Here is a 16,080-nt window from a genome sequence, read left to right as displayed (position 1 = left end):
GCGCGCCAGCCCACATAGCGGCGCCGCGAGAATGGAACATCTGTGGCGGTCAGGGCCATTCTCCCTTAAACTGGCGTGATGCCCACTCTACAATCGCCCCAACTGAAGCTGGACCAGGCCAACTCCCGGCAAGGGAGCGTGGTGAGCGCCAGCGGCACCTGGCAGGTGCACGCGCTGGCGCAGGACAATGCGATCAAGGCCATCAACGCCCAGCTCAAGCCGCTCAAGGATGACGCCAATGTCAGCTGGGATTTGTCGAACATCGACAGCATGGACCATATCGGCGCCCAGCTGTTCTGGAATGCCTGGGGCAAGCAGCGGCCGGCAAAACTGACCCTGGCGCCAAGCCAGGAAGAATTTTTCAAGCGCATCGAAGAGACCGGGCCGTTGAAAACAGCGCAGTCGCGCACCCATCGCCTGACCATGGTGATGAAGCTGGGCATGGCCATTCTGGTGTTTTTCGAGCATCTGAAGGGCTTTATCGCGCTGGTCGGCCAGGTCACGCAGGACGTGGGCCGCTTTGCCCGTCATCCGCTGCGCGGGCCGTGGCGCGAAATTTCCGCCAATATCTTCCATGCCGGCTTCCAGGCGCTGGGCATCACGGCGCTGGTGGGCTTTCTGATCGGCGTGGTGCTGTCCTACCTGTCGGCGCAGCAGCTGCGCGCCTTTGGCGGCGACATCTACCTGGTCAACCTCTTGGGCATGAGCGTGATCCGCGAACTGGGCCCGCTGCTGGCGGCGATCCTGGTGGCCGGCCGCTCCGGTTCGTCGATCACGGCGCAATTGGGCGTGATGCGCGTGACCGAAGAACTCGACGCCATGCTGGTGATGGGCATTTCGCACGGTTTCCGTTTGATCATGCCGAAAGTGCTGGCGCTCGCCATTTCCATGCCGCTGCTGGTGATCTGGACCGATACTGCCGCGCTGCTTGGCGGCATGGCGGCGGCCAAGGTCGAACTGAACTTGTCGGCCCGTTACTTTATCCAGAAGCTGCCGGACGCCGTACCGCTGGCCAACTACATGATAGGCCTGGGCAAGGGCGTGGTGTTCGGCATGCTGATCGCGCTGGTATCGTGCCACTTCGGCCTGCGCATCAAGGCCAATACCGAAAGCCTGGGGCGCGGCACCACCACCGCCGTGGTCACCGCCATTACGGTGGTGATCCTGGCCGACGCCGTGTTTGCCATCGTCTTTAATGGAGTGGGCTACTGATGAGCGAAGAAAACGCCAGCTGCGCCCTGAAGGAAAACAACGGCGACGGCGACAGCAAGCTGGACTTCCACGGTGACACGCCGGTGGTCGAGATCAGCAATCTGTGGACCAAGTTCGGCCGCACCGTGGTGCACCAGGACCTGAACCTGGAAATCGAACGCGGCGAAATCCTGTCCATCGTCGGCGGTTCCGGCACCGGCAAGACGGTGCTGCTGCGCCAGATGCTGGGCCTGGAACACCCGTCGCGCGGCTGCGTCAAGGTGTTTGGCGAAGACATCAACAAGGCCGACCGCGACCACCTGCAGCAGCTGCGCAACCACTGGGGCATGCTGTTCCAGCAAGGCGCGCTGTATTCGGCGCTGACCGTGTTCGACAACGTGGCCCAGCCGATGCGCGAACTGCGCGTGCTGCCCGAAGAGCTGATCCACGATGCGGTGCTGCTGAAAATGAATATGGTGGGGCTGGGGCCGGAACACGCCTTGAAAATGCCGTCGGACCTGTCGGGCGGCATGATCAAGCGCGTGGCCTTGGCGCGCGCCCTGGCGCTGGAACCGAAGCTATTATTTCTCGACGAGCCCACGGCCGGCCTGGACCCGGATCTGTCGGAAAGTTTCGTCACCCTGATCCAGTCGCTGCACCGCGAGCTGGGCCTGACGGTGGTGATGGTCACGCACGACCTCGACACCCTGTTCGCGCTGTCCACGCGCATCGCCGTGCTGGCGGAAAAACACGTGATCGCGCTTGGCACCACGCGCGAAGTCATCGCCGTCGATCACCCGTTCATCAAACAATTTTTCCTGGGCGACCGCGGCAAGCGCGCGCTGGCCGTCCTCGATGAAAAACAGGCTGCCGAGGCGCCGCCGGAGTCCACCCCCGGCACTGACAAGAAAGCGGAGAATTAATGGAAAACAGATCACACGCCCTGCTGACGGGCTTTTTCACGCTCACCCTGCTGATTGCCGCGATTTTGTTCGGCGTCTGGTTCAACCGCGACCGCGTCGAACGCGTGCCTTATCTGCTGGCCACCACCCTGTCGGTGCCGGGCCTGAACCCGCAGGCGGCCGTGCGCTACCGGGGCCTGGAAGTGGGCAAGGTCGACGCGATCGACTTCGATACACAAAAAGCCGGGCAAATCCTGGTGCATATCAGCGTCGCGCCCGATACCCCGGTCACCAACACCACCTTTGCCACCCTGGGCTACCAGGGCGTGACCGGTATCGCCTATATCCAGCTCGACGACGAACAGGTGGGCTCGAAACTGCTGGGCACCACCAAGGAAAAACCGTCCTTGATCCCGCTGCGCGCGGGTCTGCTGGACCAATTGGAAAAACGCGGCAAGCGCATCCTCGACCAGGCCGAACAGATCACGAACAAGGTCAACAACCTGCTCAGCACCGACAACCAGGCCGCCATGCTGGCCGCCTTTACGGAAGTGGGCAAGACGGCCAAGGCCTTTGGCGAGATTCCGAAGCAGCTGCAGCCGACCTTGCAGCAACTGCCGCAACTGACGGACGAAACGCGCAAGAGCATCGCCGCCATCAAGGATGCGGGGCAGAACGTGACGGAACTGTCGCAGACCTGGAAAAAACTCGGCACCGACCTGCAGGCGCCTGGCGGCATGCTCGACAACGTCAACGGCACGGTGGCGCGCGTGGGCCGCTCGGTGGAGACGGTGGCCAGTGGCGTGTCGCTGGAAGTGCTGCCGCAAGTGATCGAACTGAGCGGTGAGGCGCGCTCGTCGATGCGCGCGCTCAAGTCAACCATGAGCACCCTGAACGAACAACCGCAAAGCATCCTGTTCGGCGCCCCCGATATTGCGCCCGGCCCGGGCGAGCCAGGCTTCTCGGCGCCAGCAAAATAAGGAGAGTATCCATGCATTTTTCCCGTCCTTCGCGCCCAGGCGCCGGCGTCTTGACCCTGGCGGCGGCGCTGCTGCTGGGCGGCTGCGCCAGCCGCGGCCCCCTGCCCACCTTTTATGATTTCGGCCCGCCGGCAGCGCCCGTGGCGCAAACGGCCTCCGCGCCGCTGCCGGTGCTGGTGATTGCCGACGCCAACGGCCCGTCCTGGCTCGACAGCCAGCGCATGTATTACCGCCTGCTGTACGCCGACGCCCAGCAGTCGCGCCCTTACGCCTACAACCGCTGGAACACGCCGCCGCTGCAACTGCTGAGCCAGCGCCTGAAAAGCCGCGTCGCCCAGGGTGGCGTGAAAGTGCTGTCGACCACCGATGCGGCGGCCGGCATTCCGCTCTTGCGCGTCGATGTCGACGATTTCTCGCAAAACTTCGATACCGAGAAGAAAAGCAGCGGCCAGGTCACCGTGCGCGCCTCGCTGTTCCGTGGCCACCAGCTGCTGGACCAGAAAACCTTCAGCCGCAACAGCCCGGCCGCCAGCGCCGACGCACAGGGCGGCGCCCAGGCGCTGGCCCTGGCTTCGGACGCCGTCGCCGCCGACCTGCTGGCGTGGCTCGGCACGCTGAACATACCGAAAGAATGACGGCAGACGCCAATCACGCCAGTCAGGCGCCTAGCTCTCCGCGCGCTTCGCCCGTGTCACGCGCGGCGCTGCTGGCCTATGTGTTCCTGATCGTCTATGCCAGCTGGTTTCCGTTCACGGGCTGGCACAGCAATGGCCTGTCGCCGCTGCTGTTTCTTGAAAACACCAAGATGCCGCGCTACTGGACGGGCTTTGACGTCGGCGTCAATATTGTCGGCTACATGCCGCTGGGCGCCCTGCTCGTCTATTCGCTGTTTCCGCGCATCACCTGCTTTTTCGCCGTGGTGATCGCCACCCTGTGCGGCATGTTTATTTCTGGCAGCATGGAGGCGGTGCAAACGTATCTGCCCAGCCGCGTCTCGTCGAACCTCGATTTTTACACCAACTCGGCCGGCTGTTGCCTGGGCGCCATCGTTGGCGCCGTGTCGGCGCGCAAGCTGCTCGACCATAGCCGTCTGATGCGCGTGCGCCAGCGCTGGTTCGTGCAGCACGCCAGCCAGGGCCTGGTGCTGGTCGCGCTGTGGCCGCTGGCGCAGATCTATCCGCAAGGCTATCTGTTCGGCCTGGGCCAGCTGCTGCCTATCCTGTCGGACTGGCTGTCGACCCTGATGGGCATGGAAATCGACCTGGCGTCCTATCTGCGGCCCGACGCGGTGCTGACGGTCGAGCAATACTGGCTGTCCGAGACCATTATCACGGCCTGCGGCATGACCGGCGCCGTGCTGGCCCTGCTGTGTTTGATGCGGCGTTCCGCGCCGCGCGTGGTGATGGTGGTGATCCTGCTCGGCGCCGCGCTGGTGGTGCGCTCGATGGCCAGCGCGCTGCTGTTCTCGCCGCAAAACGCTTTCGTGTGGATCACGCCGGGTGCCCAGGGCGGCTTTTTGATCGCCCTGATCATGCTCGGCGGCCTGGCGTTTGCGCCCCACGTGGCGCAGCGCCGCATTGCGGTCGCCACCTTGCTGCTGAGCCTGGTGATGGTGAATACCACGCCGATCAACCCGTATTTCATGTCCACCCTGCAAGGCTGGGTGCAAGGCAAGTTCCTCAACTTCAACGGCGCGGCCCAGTTCCTGGCCCTGCTGTGGCCATTCATGGCGCTGTGGTTCCTGTGGCTGCCGTCGCACAAGCTGAACCGCCAGGAAGAACTGCAGCGACACCGGCGCGAAGACCCTCCATAAGCGCTATCATGGCGCATAGCACAACCGCAGGAGCACACAATGAGCGACGCCCCCTATTTTGAACGCCACGTTTTTTTCTGCATGAACAAACGTGAAGACGGCCGCAACAGCTGCGGCGACCATGGCGCCGAAAAAGCGCAAAAGCACTGCAAGCGCCGCATCAAGGACCTGAACATGAGTGGCGCGGGCAAGATCCGCATCAACCAGGCCGGCTGCCTGGACCGCTGCGAAGAAGGACCGGTGCTGGTCATTTACCCGGAAGGCACCTGGTACACCTATGTCGACAACAGCGATATCGATGACATCATCGACACCCATCTGGTGGGCGGCAAGGTCGTCGATCGCCTGAAGATTTAATCTCAATTTAAGAGACAAGCACCAACATGAGCCTGATGAACCGAAACTCCGAAAAATTCACCCTGGCCGGCCATGCGGGCAGCATGGAAGGCCTGCTGGACTTCCCGGCCGACACGCCGCGCGGCATCGCGCTGGTGGCCCATCCGCACCCGCTGTACGGCGGCACGATGGACAACAAGGTCACGCAAACGCTGGCGCGCGCCTTTGTCGCGCTCGGCTACGTGGTGGCGCGCATCAACTTTCGCGGCGTGGGCGCCTCGGAAGGCGTGCATGACCATGGCGCCGGCGAAACCGACGACATGCAATTGTTGTACGAACACATGCTTGGCCTGTATCCGGGCCTGCCGGTGGCCTTGTCGGGCTTTTCCTTCGGCACTTTCGTGCAGTCGAAACTCAATGAACGTTTGAGCGCCGCCGGCACGCCGGCCGAGCGCCTGGCGCTGATCGGCAGCGCGGCCGGCAAATGGGCGATGGCCGATATTCCGGCCGACACCATTCTGATCCACGGCGAACTGGACGACACGATACCGCTGTCGGCCGTGTTCGACTGGGCACGGCCGCAGGATATCCCCGTGATCGTGATCCCCGGCGCCGACCACTTTTTCCACCGCAAGCTCAATCACATCAAGCAACTCGTGATTGCGCTATGGCATGGTGACAAACCGGCAAGTACGCCCGACGATGCTTGAAAGTGTGGGCTTACTGTCTTATCCGCAGCTATAATTGATCCGTTTTTTCCACGCGGCCATGTCAGCATCAGCAACATGGCCCTCAGCCTTCACTTTTTTTCGCAGACCAGCCTCCATGAAAAAACTCCTAGCGGCACTGGCCTCCAGTGTACTTTTCCTATCCGCCGCCATGGCGCAGACCGTTCCGGCGCCGACCATCGCCGCCAAGTCCTGGCTTTTGCTCGACGCCACCAGTGGCCAGATCATTGCTTCGCAAGATCCGGACGCGCGCATCGAACCGGCGTCGCTGACCAAGATCATGACGGCTTACCTGACGTTTGCGGCCATACGCGAAAAGAAACTGGCGCTCGATCAAAAAGTGAATGTCTCCGTGCGCGCCTGGAAAGTGGACGCCAGCAGCTCGAAAATGTTTATCGACCCGGCCACTCCCGTATCGATCGACGACCTGCTGCATGGCCTGATGATTCAATCAGGTAACGACGCCGCCGTCGCGCTGGCCGAAGCCGTTGCCGGCGACGAAGGCACTTTCGTCGTGCTGATGAACCGCGAAGCGCAGCGCATGGGCATGAAAAACACCCGTTTTGCCAACCCGCATGGCCTGCCCAGCCCGGACAATTATTCCACCGCACAGGATCTGTCGGTGCTGGCCAAGCGCGTGATCGCCGACTACCCGGAATTTTACAAAATCGATTCCGTGAAGAGCTTTACCTACAACAAGATTACCCAGCCTAACCGCAACCGCCTGCTGTGGCTGGACCCGACCGTCGACGGCATGAAAACCGGCCACACGGAAGCGGCCGGCTATTGCATGATCGCCTCGGCGCGCCGCCCGGGCGGCTCCGGCGAGCGCCGCCTGATTTCCGTGGTGCTGGGCACGACCTCGGACCAGGCCCGTACGCAGGAAAGCCAGAAGCTCTTGAACTGGGGCTTCCAGAACTTCGACACCGTCAAGCTGTACTCGAAAGGCCAGGCCGTGGCCACGCCGGAAGTCTGGAAAGGCTCGAAGAGCACCGTGAAAATCGGCTTTGCCAACGACGTGCTGGTAACGGTACCGAAAGGCACGGCCGCCAAGATGAAACCGGTGCTGGAACGCAAGGACCCGCTGGTCGCGCCACTGCCGCAGAACGCGCCGGTCGGCAAGCTGAAAATGGTGGTCGACGGCAAGACCCTGCTGGAACTGCCGGTGGTGGCCCTGGAGCCGATCACCGAAGCGTCGATCTTTGGCCGCGCCTGGGATTCGATGCGCTTGTGGATGAAATAAGCGCGCCAGCATGACAACAGAGCCCGCAGCGATGCGGGCTTTTTTTTGCTTTCGGCAGGGCTATAATCCGTCAGATCAGCCCGCCGTCCATTCCAGAAAGCACGCCATGCATCATGTGTTCCCCGCCAGCCTGCAAGCCCCGCGCAGCCGCCTCTCGCCGCAGGGCCCCGAACTGTCGCGCATCGTCGCCGGCATGTGGCGTATCGGCGAATGGAACATGACGGCACAGCAGCGGCTGGCCTTTATCGAGCAGTGCATGGCCCTGGGCGTGACCAGCTTCGACCATGCCGATATCTATGGCGACTACAGCGCCGAAGGCCTGTTCGGCGAAGCGCTGGCCCTGCAGCCGGGCCTGCGCGACCAGATGGAACTGGTCAGCAAATGCGGCATCAAGCTGCTCTCGCCGCACCGCCCCGGCCATGCCATCCAGCACTATGACACCAGCGCCGCGCATATCGCCAGCTCGGTGGAACAATCACTGCGCCAGCTGCGCACCGACCGGCTCGACCTGCTGCTGATCCACCGCCCCGATCCGCTGATGGACTTCGACGAGATCGCCGGCGCGTTCACCGCGTTGAAAAACGCGGGCAAAGTGCTGCACTTTGGCGTCTCGAATTTCAGCCGCCACCAGTTCGAGTCCCTGAACCGGCGCTTTCCTCTGGCCACCAACCAGGTCGAATGCTCGCCGCTGCATACAAAGCCGATGTTCGACGAAACCTTTGATGGGCTGCAGGACCTGGGCGTGGCGCCGATGGCCTGGTCGCCGCTGGCGGGCGGCCGCCTGTTCCAGGGCGGCGACGCGAATGTGGAAAATTTGCGCAATGTGATCAAGGACATCGCCGACGAACTGCAGCGCCCGTTTGCCAGCGTAGTGTTCGCCTGGATCATGCAAGTGCCGTGCCAGCCGCTGCCGCTGACCGGCACCGGCCGCATCGAAGCGGTGGCCGTGGCGGTGGAAGGCACGCAATTTGCGCTCAGCCGCAGCGACTGGTTTGCCATCCTGCGCGCCGCCCGCGGGCACGAGGTGGCATAAGGTTCAATCGATCTCGTCGATGTCCGTAAATACTTGAGGCAGGGCAATCCCGCGCCAGCCCAGGTACCAGGCCAGGTTCAGCGCCAGGGTGGCGGCGATATATACGGCAAAGAAGAAGGCAAAGAAACTGGTTTCCAGCCACACCAGCAGGCCGACCGCGATGGCCACCACCAGCAGCAGGGCCAGGCTTTTCTTTTGCTTGGAGCTGGGAAAACGCAGGGTCGACACCATCAGGCTGCCCACGCCGACCAGCAGCAGCATCAGCAGATAGCTGTGCAGCTGGCTGTCGATGGGCGCCGGCCAGGCCACCACCACCGCCGCCACGCAGGCGGCGCCGGCGGTGATCGGCATGCCGACAAAATACATGGGGTCGGTCTTGCCCACGTTCACATTGAAGCGCGCCAGGCGCATGGCGCCGCAGGCCACGAAAAAGAAGCTGGCCATGCCGCCAAAGCGCAGCAGCAGCGGATCGTGCACGCCCATCTGCACGAAACCATAGCAATACAGCAGCACCGCCGGCGCGCAGCCGAAATTCATCACATCGGCGATCGAATCGAGCTGCATGCCGAAGTCCGAGCCGGTATTGGTCAGCCGCGCCACATAGCCGTCGAGCGCATCGAATACCCCCGCCAGCACCAGCAGCGCCGCCGCCAGCCGGTAGTCGGCCGGGTCGCCAGCACCCGCGTTATCAACCGAAATGACGATACTGGCAAAGCCGCATGCTATCGAAAGCAAAGTCACCATACTGGGCAAGGCGTACTTGGCGCGCTGCAAGCGCGACTTGGGCAAGGTGTTCAAATTATGGGCAATCCAAAAAATCCGGTGAAAAAACAGTGGCATAGCAAACAGGCATGGCGTCCATTCTACCCTGCTGGCGGCTGCGCACCCTAGCGGCTGCCAAGCGCACACGGCCATCACTTCCGTGTGCTACAAGCGCCTGAAATACCTTAGAATCGGTTCACAGGCGCCGCCTCGACAAAACAGCCGTTCTTTTTTTGACAGGAGTCAGCTTGATCGCCTCGTTCCAGCATAGCAAATCCTTGATTCCCGCCCTGTTGCTCGCGGCGCTGCTGGCCGCTTGCGGCGGTGGCGGCGGCGGCGGCGGCAACGGCAATACGACACCGGCATCGACCGCGACACCGGAGCCTCAGCTGGTGCAGGAGGCGGGCGCGCCGGCCATGAGCGGCAATATCGCCACCGACGGCTACAACTGGATCAATTACCGGCGCGGCCAGGTCGGCCTGGCCGCGCTGGGGCGCAACAGCCTGATCGACCTTGCCGCGCAAGGCCATTCCGACTACCTGAAAGCCAACAGCACCGTGTCACATGAGCAGGTGGCCGGCAAACCCGGCTTTACGGGCGCGACCCTGGCTGACCGTTTCCTCAAGGCAGGCTACATTCTGAACCGCGCCAACTCCTATGCCTATGGCGAAGTGATCGCGGGCGCGGCCAACAATTCCGGTTTTTACCTGGCCGAAGAATTGATCACCGCCATCTATCACCGCTTTGCCATCTTTGAACCGGTCTTCAAGGAAGCGGGCACCGGCGCGGCCACCGGCAATGGCGGCTATGCCTATTTCACCGCCGACTTTGCCGCCAACAATGGCTATGGCCCGGGCCTGGCCGCCGGGCAAGTGGTTACCTATCCCGTCAGCAACCAGACCAAAGTGGCCACCAGTTTTTCCAGCAATAACGAGGAACCCGATCCGGTGCCGAACCAGGACGTCGTCGGCTACCCCATCAGCGTGCACGCCAATATCAATGACGTGCTGGCCATCACCAGCTTTACGGTGCGCCAGCGCGGCGCGGCCAGCGACCTGACGGCCTTGCTGCTGCAGCGCGCCACCGATGCGCAAACACCGTTGTCCGCCGCCGCCATCATTCCACTGGCGCCGCTGGCGGCCAACACCACCTATGACGTCAGCTTCAATGGCCGCGTGAACGGCACGGCTGTCACGCGCAGCTGGTCGTTTACCACGCGCTGAAGGCAGCCACATGAGCACACACGCTACCGACGATGAGGTTGCCACTACAGCGGCAAAGCCCCAGGTGCTCGATGTCGACAGCGGGCTGGGCCGCATCATGGGCGACCGCCCGCTGTACCTGAAAATCCTGCGCCGCTTCCTGCACGACCACGGCACCACGCCGCGCCAGGTACGCATGGCCTTTGCCGCCGGCGACTATGCCGGCGCGCGCCTGCGCGTGCATACCTTGAAGGGGGCGGCCGGCATGATAGGCGCGGCCCAGGTGCATGGCTTGTCGAGCACGCTGGAAATGGCGCTACGCGCCCATGCGCCGGGCCTGGCGCAGCAGATCGAACAGCTGGAACTGGCGCAGGATCAATTGCTGGGCGCCGTCAGCGCCACCCTGGGCACCGTGGACGAACGCCGCACGGCGGCGCAGGACATGGCGCCCGACCCGTCCGCGCCCGCCATCCAGCTGCTGCTGGCACGCCTGGCCAGCCATCTGCGCGAAGGCGACGGCGCCGCCATCGACATCCTGGAAAATTCGGCCAGCCTGCTCGCCGCCAGCCTGGGCGTGCATGTGTACCAGGAAGTGGCGGCCGCCGCCCATGAATTCGATTTCGACAGCGCCCTGGAAGCGCTGCTGCGACGAAGATAAGTTCTATCAGCGATGGTATTGCGCCTCTTCCGCATAGGCCTCGCCACAACGCTTGCAGCAAAAGCGCCGCACCGCATCGAGCGGCTTGTCGCAATACCAGCAGGCGCCCTTGGGCGGCAGGCTTGCCGGCTGCAAAGGCGCGGCCACCACCGGCACACGCTGCCCCTTCGCGTGCACGCTTTCCCGTTGTTTGCTGTCCATGCCGGCATCCTTTCTTAACGGAAATAAAAGTCCGTTAAGCAAGATTACGTCAGCGCGGTATGGACCGCATGACAATTCTCAATCAGCCACGTTTGCCCTGGATCCGAAAACTCATGACCGCATCATTGGCATGCGCGGCTATCACTTTCTTGATCGCCGGCTGCCTGGCATATTTGACATGCAGACGTTTCAATTGCCGCTGCGCCGCACCGCACGATTGATCGATGGCCTGGATGATTTCACGCTGGCGCGCCTTGTCGTTATCATCCCACTCGCCGGCAAAGTGCTCGCACATCTCGGCGTTCTCGACATACTTTGCCACGTCGGCCGGCAATTTTTCCTGCGCGCCGGCCAGCAGCGGCAGGCCCAGCAACAAAGCGAGCACCAGTTTCATCACATCTCCTTATTTGCCGATACAGAATCGGCTGAAAATCACACCCAGCAGATCGTCGGGCGAGAATTCCCCGGTGATGCTCGACAGTTGCACCTGCGCCAGGCGCAGCTCTTCGGCGAACAGGTCCAGCGACTGGTCGTCCTGCGCCGCATGCTCGGCGGCGATATCGAGGTGCTTGCCGGCGGACTTCAGCGCGATCAGATGGCGTTCGCGCGCCAGGTACAGCGATTCGCCCGTCTGTTGCCAGCCGGCGATGCGCAGCAGCTCGGTGCGCAGCAGGTCGATGCCGATATGCTCGTGCGCCGACAGGTAGACGTGGGTGGCGTCAAGCAACATGTCGACGCCGGGTTTGTGGCCGGACAGGTCAATCTTGTTCCACACGCGCACCACCGGCACGCCTTCGGGGAAGGCGGCGACGATGGTTTCGTCGGCCAGGGTCGGGCCATGGTCGGCATCGAGCAAATGCAAAATTACGTCGGCCTTGCCGATTTCGCCCCAGGTGCGCTCGATGCCGATGCGCTCGACGGCGTCGATGGTGTCGCCGGCGCTGCGGATGCCGGCCGTATCGATGATATTGAGCGGAATGCCTTCGATCTGGATGGTTTCGCTGACCTTGTCGCGCGTGGTGCCGGCGATCGGCGTGACGATCGCCACGTCGGCGCCCGCCAGCGCGTTCAACAGCGACGACTTGCCGACGTTGGGCTGGCCGGCCAGCACCACATTCAAGCCTTCGCGCAGCAGCGCGCCCTGCGCCGCCTGGGCAAACACTTTATTGAGCGCGTCGATCACGGCCTTCAGCTGGCCGCGCGCGTTCGATTTTTCCAGGAAATCAATCTCTTCCTCCGGGAAATCCAGCGTCGCTTCGACCAGCATGCGAAGGCCCGTCACCTGCTCCACCAGCGCGTGGATGGTGTTGGAAAACGCGCCCGACAGCGACTGCGAAGCCGACTTGGCGGCCGCTTCCGTCGAGGCGTCGATCAGATCGGCCACGGCCTCGGCCTGCGCCAGGTCGAGCTTGTCGTTCAAAAAGGCGCGGCGCGTGAATTCGCCGGGCTCGGCCAGGCGCAAGCCGCTGTCGCGGCCCGCTTCCAATACGCGCGCGAGCAACAATTGCAGCACCACCGGGCCGCCATGGCCCTGCAGTTCCAGCACGTCTTCGCCGGTGTACGAATGCGGACCCTTGAAATGGATGGCGATGCCCTGGTCGATGATGGCGCCGTCGGCTTCGGTAAACGGCACATAGGTAGCGTGGCGCGGTTTCAGTGCCTGGCCGCCGAACAGCGCGGCCATCAAAGGCGCCAGGTTCTTGCCGGAGGCACGCACCACGCCGATGCCGCCGCGTCCGGGAGCGGTGGCGATGGCGGCGATAGGGGAGGAGTCGAGTTTCATGGAGATATTGTAATAGGTACGGCAAGGGAAGTGCAGCAACGTAGGTCGGCTTGGCGCGCAGCGCGTAAGCCGACGCAGCACACGCTGGCGATAGTGTCGGATTACGCGTGGCCTTGCCACGCTAATCCGACCTACAAAAATTAAAAAGCCCGCGCGAGGCGGGCTTTTACTTCGCTAACCCTGCTTACACAGTGGACGGCGCGTATTTCTTGGTGATCACCCATTGCTGGCCGATCGACAGGACGTTGTTGACGACCCAGTACAGTACCAGGCCCGACGGGAAGAAGAAGAACATCACCGAAAACGCCAGTGGCATGAACAGCATCATCTTCGCTTGCATCGGATCGGCAGGCGCCGGGTTCAGCTTGGTCGTGATGTACATCGAGATCGCGTACAGCACCGGCAGGATGCACCATGGGTCATGCTGGGCCAGGTCGGTGATCCAGCCTATCCATGGCGCGCCGCGAATTTCCACCGACGCGTTCAGCACCCAGTACAGGGCGATAAACACCGGCATCTGGATCAGAATCGGCAGGCAGCCGCCCAGCGGATTGATCTTCTCGGTCTTGTACAGCTCCATCGTGGCCTGGTTCATCTTTTGCGGATCGCCTTTGTAGCGCTCGCGGATGGCCTGCATCTTCGGCGTGACCAGTTTCATCTTGGCCATGCTGCGGTAGCCGGCGGCCGACAGCGGGAAGAAGGCCAGCTTGATCAGGATGGTGAAGGCGATAATCGTCCAGCCCCAGTTGCCCAGTACGCTATGGATCTGTTCCATGACCCAGAAGATCGGCTTGGCGATAATCGTCAGCCAGCCATAGTCCTTGACCAGTTCCAGGCCAGGCGACACCGGTTCGAGCAGATGCGCGATCTGCGGACCCGAGTACAGCTTGGCGTCGATCGCGGCCGAGGCGCCTGGCGCCAGCGCCGGCAGGGTCACCAGGTTGCCGATGGCGTAGGTGTTGGTGGCCAGTTTCTTGGTGAAGATATCGCGGGCGATATTGGCTGGCGGCACGAAAGCCGACACAAAGAAGTGTTGCGAGATGGCAAACCAGCCGCCATCGGCGCGCACCGGATGCAGGCTCTTCATGGCCGTATCCTTGCCGGTACGCTCATCTTCGGCAGCCGCTTTTTCGATCTTCTCGAACGTCATCTTCTGGTACTTGTCTTGCGGCGTGTACAGGGTCGGACCGGTGTAGCTGCTGTTGAAGAACGAGTCGCCGACCGGCTTGTTGCCGTCATGAACCAGTTGCATGTACAGCTGAGGCGTAACCGGCGCGGTGCCGACGTTCGATACGTCATGGCGCACATCGATCACATAGTCGCCGCGCTTGAAGGTAAACGTCTTGGTCAGCTTGACGCCGCCTTGCACCGCTTCCATCACCAGCTGGATCTGCTTGCCGTCGTTCAAAGTACGTACGCCAGGCTGGACCGTGAAACCGGTGTTGTGCGTCGGGAAAGGACCGCCGACCAGGCCGGTTTGCGCCAGGTAGGTATGGTTTGCGCCTTCGTCGAACAGCACTTCGTTTTGCTTGCCTGCATCAGGCTGGCACCACTGGAACAGGCCGAAGCAACCGCCAAACCAGCCCGGATTGCCCGCGCCCTTAAATTTCAGCAATTCCAGACGCTTGACCTGGCCACCCAATGTGTCGATATCGACCTTGATGACATCGGTGGTGATGGTGATGCGCTCGCTCTTGAAAGCGCCAGGATCGGCATTCACGCCAGGCAAGGATGCCGCGCCGGCGGCCGGCAGGGCGGTCGGTGCGGGAGTGGTCGGCGCCTTGGCGGTCTGGGCGGTATTGGCGGAAAACATCGACGGGCGGCCCGTCGAAATCATCCATTCGTTCCAGAGAATTACCAGCGAGACGGAGAACACGATCCACAGGATGGTACGTTTATTGATATCCATTAGGGTATTGGTCAGGAGTGGTTGCAACCGCAAGCGGTCGTTGAAGATTGTTTGCCGTCGGCCGGTGGCACCGGGTCAAAACCCCCGTCATTCCAGGGGTGGCAGCGGCACACGCGTCTGGCCGCCAGCAGGCTGCCTTTGGCGGCGCCGTGCACGCGCAACGCTTCCATCGCGTAATGCGAACAACTTGGATAGAAGCGGCAATTCTGTCCCAGCATGGGGCTGATCACCAGTTGATAAGCTCGCAACAGGAACAGCAGCAGGGTTTTCATGGCGCGCAAGGTGGTGACGCAGCAACAGAGCGCGCTTGCGCGGCCACTTGCGCCGCAAACAGCCGGCCGAGTTCATCGCGCAGCTCGGCTTTCAGCCTGGCCGTGGTGGCCGGGCCGTCCTTGCTGTTGACTGGGCGCGACAGGCGCACCACACAGTCGACCGGCGGCAGCGCGCTGTTGCGAAACAGCTCGCGCGTAACGCGCTTGATCGTGTTGCGGGTCGCCGCGCGGGGCGCGAAACGCTTGGCCACAACGACGCCCAGCCGCGCGTGCGGCAAGAGATTGTGTCGGGTATACAGCACAAAATGCGCTGTTTTTTGCGAAGGGCGCAAACGAAAAACGGATGAAAATTCATCCGTTTTAACGATACGCCGAAAGCGCGCGAAGTCGTGTGAACCTTCGCGTTGATTGCCGACTGGAGTACAGCTAGCCACGCGATCAGCTGTCAACGACAAGCCTAGACGGCCAGGCGTTTGCGGCCTTTTGCGCGACGTGCGTTGAGCACATCACGGCCACCACGGGTAGCCATACGAGCGCGGAAGCCGTGCGTACGCTTGCGGCGAACGACGGAAGGTTGGTAAGTACGTTTCATGTTGGTCTCGCTAAAAACAAAAAAAATGCAAAATCGGGTCTGACGTCCCGTCAGTTTTTGGTGCCAATGACAATCGCGCACTTATGCCAAGGCACAAGCTGGCCAATCTCATCGCCCGCTTAATCCACGCTTAGTCCATATTGTCGTTCCAAATGAATAAACACGGAATACGGGCGGGGAACCCTGAATTATTCAGCATATACCCCCCCGCTGTCAAGGATTGCCGTGATCGGGTGGAAATTTTCGCAGCCGTCCCCATCTGTCCTGAATGCCGCATTGCCGCTGCGTGGCAGAGGATAACTCCCGACTTGTGCACATGCCCGGCCAGCCCCCGGTCGCAAAAATAACAGTCGTGCCTGTGGATAACTTTGGCGGTCGGGAGTAGAATAGCGCGTTACGTGTGGCGAGCCCTCGCGCGACGCCGGCCTTGCAACACGGTGCACGCAGGGCTGATCGATACGCCCTCCCACACCTT

The 16,080-nt window shown here is 62.3% G+C and carries 19 protein-coding genes; 11 read left to right on the top strand and 8 right to left on the bottom strand.

Annotation, left to right across the window (positions count from 1 at the left end; all coding sequences use genetic code 11):
• Window positions 1–78 precede the first annotated feature (78 nt).
• The 9 genes from ASR47_RS01915 to ASR47_RS01875 all read left to right on the top strand — a co-directional run bounded on the left by ASR47_RS01915 (window position 79) and on the right by ASR47_RS01875 (window position 8,226).
• The gene (locus ASR47_RS01915; RefSeq protein ID WP_065306079.1) at window positions 79–1,212 is read left to right on the top strand and encodes an MlaE family ABC transporter permease; all 1,134 of its coding nucleotides are present in this window, start codon (window positions 79–81) and stop codon (window positions 1,210–1,212) included.
• A complete protein-coding gene (locus ASR47_RS01910; RefSeq protein ID WP_065306078.1) occupies window positions 1,212–2,114 on the top strand; it encodes an ABC transporter ATP-binding protein in 903 nt (300 codons plus the stop codon). The genes ASR47_RS01915 and ASR47_RS01910 overlap by 1 nt, the downstream gene beginning before the upstream one ends.
• Complete coding sequence (locus tag ASR47_RS01905) at window positions 2,114–3,073, top strand: MlaD family protein (protein WP_065306077.1); 960 nt, start codon at window positions 2,114–2,116, stop codon at window positions 3,071–3,073. The genes ASR47_RS01910 and ASR47_RS01905 overlap by 1 nt, the downstream gene beginning before the upstream one ends.
• Window positions 3,074–3,084: 11 nt before the next feature.
• The gene (locus ASR47_RS01900) at window positions 3,085–3,708 is read left to right on the top strand and encodes an ABC-type transport auxiliary lipoprotein family protein (RefSeq protein WP_065306076.1); all 624 of its coding nucleotides are present in this window, start codon (window positions 3,085–3,087) and stop codon (window positions 3,706–3,708) included.
• On the top strand, window positions 3,705–4,886 hold the full coding sequence (locus ASR47_RS01895) for a VanZ family protein (RefSeq protein ID WP_065306075.1): 1,182 nt from the start codon (window positions 3,705–3,707) through the stop codon (window positions 4,884–4,886). The genes ASR47_RS01900 and ASR47_RS01895 overlap by 4 nt, the downstream gene beginning before the upstream one ends.
• 39 nt (window positions 4,887–4,925) lie before the next feature.
• The gene (locus tag ASR47_RS01890) at window positions 4,926–5,243 is read left to right on the top strand and encodes a (2Fe-2S) ferredoxin domain-containing protein (protein WP_065306074.1); all 318 of its coding nucleotides are present in this window, start codon (window positions 4,926–4,928) and stop codon (window positions 5,241–5,243) included.
• Between the two features lie 35 nt (window positions 5,244–5,278).
• The gene (locus ASR47_RS01885; protein WP_065306088.1) at window positions 5,279–5,932 is read left to right on the top strand and encodes an alpha/beta hydrolase; all 654 of its coding nucleotides are present in this window, start codon (window positions 5,279–5,281) and stop codon (window positions 5,930–5,932) included.
• A gap of 115 nt (window positions 5,933–6,047) precedes the next feature.
• A complete protein-coding gene (locus ASR47_RS01880; RefSeq protein WP_065306073.1) occupies window positions 6,048–7,193 on the top strand; it encodes a D-alanyl-D-alanine carboxypeptidase family protein in 1,146 nt (381 codons plus the stop codon).
• 106 nt (window positions 7,194–7,299) lie between these two features.
• On the top strand, window positions 7,300–8,226 hold the full coding sequence (locus ASR47_RS01875; protein WP_082988662.1) for an aldo/keto reductase: 927 nt from the start codon (window positions 7,300–7,302) through the stop codon (window positions 8,224–8,226).
• A gap of 3 nt (window positions 8,227–8,229) precedes the next feature.
• Here the strand turns inward: ASR47_RS01875 and pssA are convergent, their stop codons facing one another.
• Complete coding sequence (gene pssA / locus ASR47_RS01870) at window positions 8,230–9,000, bottom strand: CDP-diacylglycerol--serine O-phosphatidyltransferase (RefSeq protein ID WP_065306086.1); 771 nt, start codon at window positions 8,998–9,000, stop codon at window positions 8,230–8,232.
• Between the two features lie 236 nt (window positions 9,001–9,236).
• Here pssA and ASR47_RS01865 point away from each other — a divergent pair, with 236 nt between their 5' ends.
• Window positions 9,237–10,211: a CAP domain-containing protein gene (locus ASR47_RS01865; protein WP_065306072.1), complete on the top strand. Its 975-nt coding sequence runs from the start codon at window positions 9,237–9,239 to the stop codon at window positions 10,209–10,211.
• A 10-nt stretch (window positions 10,212–10,221) separates the two neighbouring features.
• Window positions 10,222–10,848 carry an Hpt domain-containing protein gene (locus ASR47_RS01860; protein ID WP_065306071.1) on the top strand — a complete coding sequence of 209 codons (627 nt, stop codon included), beginning with the start codon at window positions 10,222–10,224 and terminating at the stop codon, window positions 10,846–10,848.
• Between the two features lie 6 nt (window positions 10,849–10,854).
• On the opposite strand, the gene ASR47_RS01855 is transcribed toward ASR47_RS01860, so the two are convergent.
• From ASR47_RS01855 to rpmH, 7 genes are all read right to left on the bottom strand, one after another.
• The gene (locus ASR47_RS01855; protein WP_065306070.1) at window positions 10,855–11,049 is read right to left on the bottom strand and encodes a hypothetical protein; all 195 of its coding nucleotides are present in this window, start codon (window positions 11,047–11,049) and stop codon (window positions 10,855–10,857) included.
• Between the two features lie 82 nt (window positions 11,050–11,131).
• Window positions 11,132–11,443 (bottom strand): hypothetical protein, encoded by a 312-nt coding sequence (locus tag ASR47_RS01850; RefSeq protein WP_082988661.1) that lies wholly within the window; start codon window positions 11,441–11,443, stop codon window positions 11,132–11,134.
• A gap of 9 nt (window positions 11,444–11,452) precedes the next feature.
• Window positions 11,453–12,832, bottom strand: coding sequence for a tRNA uridine-5-carboxymethylaminomethyl(34) synthesis GTPase MnmE (gene mnmE / locus ASR47_RS01845; protein WP_065306068.1), 1,380 nt, complete (start codon window positions 12,830–12,832; stop codon window positions 11,453–11,455).
• A 184-nt stretch (window positions 12,833–13,016) separates the two neighbouring features.
• The gene (gene yidC / locus ASR47_RS01840; protein ID WP_065306067.1) at window positions 13,017–14,741 is read right to left on the bottom strand and encodes a membrane protein insertase YidC; all 1,725 of its coding nucleotides are present in this window, start codon (window positions 14,739–14,741) and stop codon (window positions 13,017–13,019) included.
• An 11-nt stretch (window positions 14,742–14,752) separates the two neighbouring features.
• Window positions 14,753–15,013, bottom strand: coding sequence for a membrane protein insertion efficiency factor YidD (gene yidD, locus ASR47_RS01835; protein ID WP_065306066.1), 261 nt, complete (start codon window positions 15,011–15,013; stop codon window positions 14,753–14,755).
• The gene (gene rnpA / locus ASR47_RS01830; protein ID WP_150127635.1) at window positions 15,010–15,447 is read right to left on the bottom strand and encodes a ribonuclease P protein component; all 438 of its coding nucleotides are present in this window, start codon (window positions 15,445–15,447) and stop codon (window positions 15,010–15,012) included. Before rnpA ends, yidD begins: the two co-directional genes overlap by 4 nt.
• Window positions 15,448–15,470: 23 nt before the next feature.
• Window positions 15,471–15,605 carry a 50S ribosomal protein L34 gene (gene rpmH / locus ASR47_RS26320; protein WP_010401996.1) on the bottom strand — a complete coding sequence of 45 codons (135 nt, stop codon included), beginning with the start codon at window positions 15,603–15,605 and terminating at the stop codon, window positions 15,471–15,473.
• Window positions 15,606–16,080 lie beyond the last annotated feature (475 nt).

The sequence above is a fragment of the Janthinobacterium psychrotolerans genome, assembly GCF_001677885.1.
GTDB lineage: Bacteria > Pseudomonadota > Gammaproteobacteria > Burkholderiales > Burkholderiaceae_D > Janthinobacterium > Janthinobacterium psychrotolerans.
The sequence above is the reverse complement of the archived record's forward strand: the minus strand, read 5'-3'. Positions and strand labels throughout refer to the sequence as shown.

Excerpts from the sequence above, each read along its gene's own strand:
- rpmH (WP_010401996.1), bottom strand. The coding sequence starts at position 15,605 with ATGAAACGTACTTACCAACCTTCCGTCGTTCGCCGCAAGCGTACGCAC.
- ASR47_RS01855 (WP_065306070.1), bottom strand. The coding sequence starts at position 11,049 with ATGGACAGCAAACAACGGGAAAGCGTGCACGCGAAGGGGCAGCGTGTG.
- ASR47_RS01915 (WP_065306079.1), top strand. The coding sequence starts at position 79 with ATGCCCACTCTACAATCGCCCCAACTGAAGCTGGACCAGGCCAACTCC.
- ASR47_RS01900 (WP_065306076.1), top strand. The coding sequence starts at position 3,085 with ATGCATTTTTCCCGTCCTTCGCGCCCAGGCGCCGGCGTCTTGACCCTG.
- ASR47_RS01880 (WP_065306073.1), top strand. The coding sequence starts at position 6,048 with ATGAAAAAACTCCTAGCGGCACTGGCCTCCAGTGTACTTTTCCTATCC.
- mnmE (WP_065306068.1), bottom strand. The coding sequence starts at position 12,832 with ATGAAACTCGACTCCTCCCCTATCGCCGCCATCGCCACCGCTCCCGGA.
- yidD (WP_065306066.1), bottom strand. The coding sequence starts at position 15,013 with ATGAAAACCCTGCTGCTGTTCCTGTTGCGAGCTTATCAACTGGTGATC.
- ASR47_RS01895 (WP_065306075.1), top strand. The coding sequence starts at position 3,705 with ATGACGGCAGACGCCAATCACGCCAGTCAGGCGCCTAGCTCTCCGCGC.
- ASR47_RS01860 (WP_065306071.1), top strand. The coding sequence starts at position 10,222 with ATGAGCACACACGCTACCGACGATGAGGTTGCCACTACAGCGGCAAAG.
- yidC (WP_065306067.1), bottom strand. The coding sequence starts at position 14,741 with ATGGATATCAATAAACGTACCATCCTGTGGATCGTGTTCTCCGTCTCG.
- ASR47_RS01875 (WP_082988662.1), top strand. The coding sequence starts at position 7,300 with ATGCATCATGTGTTCCCCGCCAGCCTGCAAGCCCCGCGCAGCCGCCTC.
- ASR47_RS01910 (WP_065306078.1), top strand. The coding sequence starts at position 1,212 with ATGAGCGAAGAAAACGCCAGCTGCGCCCTGAAGGAAAACAACGGCGAC.
- ASR47_RS01850 (WP_082988661.1), bottom strand. The coding sequence starts at position 11,443 with ATGAAACTGGTGCTCGCTTTGTTGCTGGGCCTGCCGCTGCTGGCCGGC.
- ASR47_RS01890 (WP_065306074.1), top strand. The coding sequence starts at position 4,926 with ATGAGCGACGCCCCCTATTTTGAACGCCACGTTTTTTTCTGCATGAAC.
- ASR47_RS01905 (WP_065306077.1), top strand. The coding sequence starts at position 2,114 with ATGGAAAACAGATCACACGCCCTGCTGACGGGCTTTTTCACGCTCACC.
- ASR47_RS01885 (WP_065306088.1), top strand. The coding sequence starts at position 5,279 with ATGAACCGAAACTCCGAAAAATTCACCCTGGCCGGCCATGCGGGCAGC.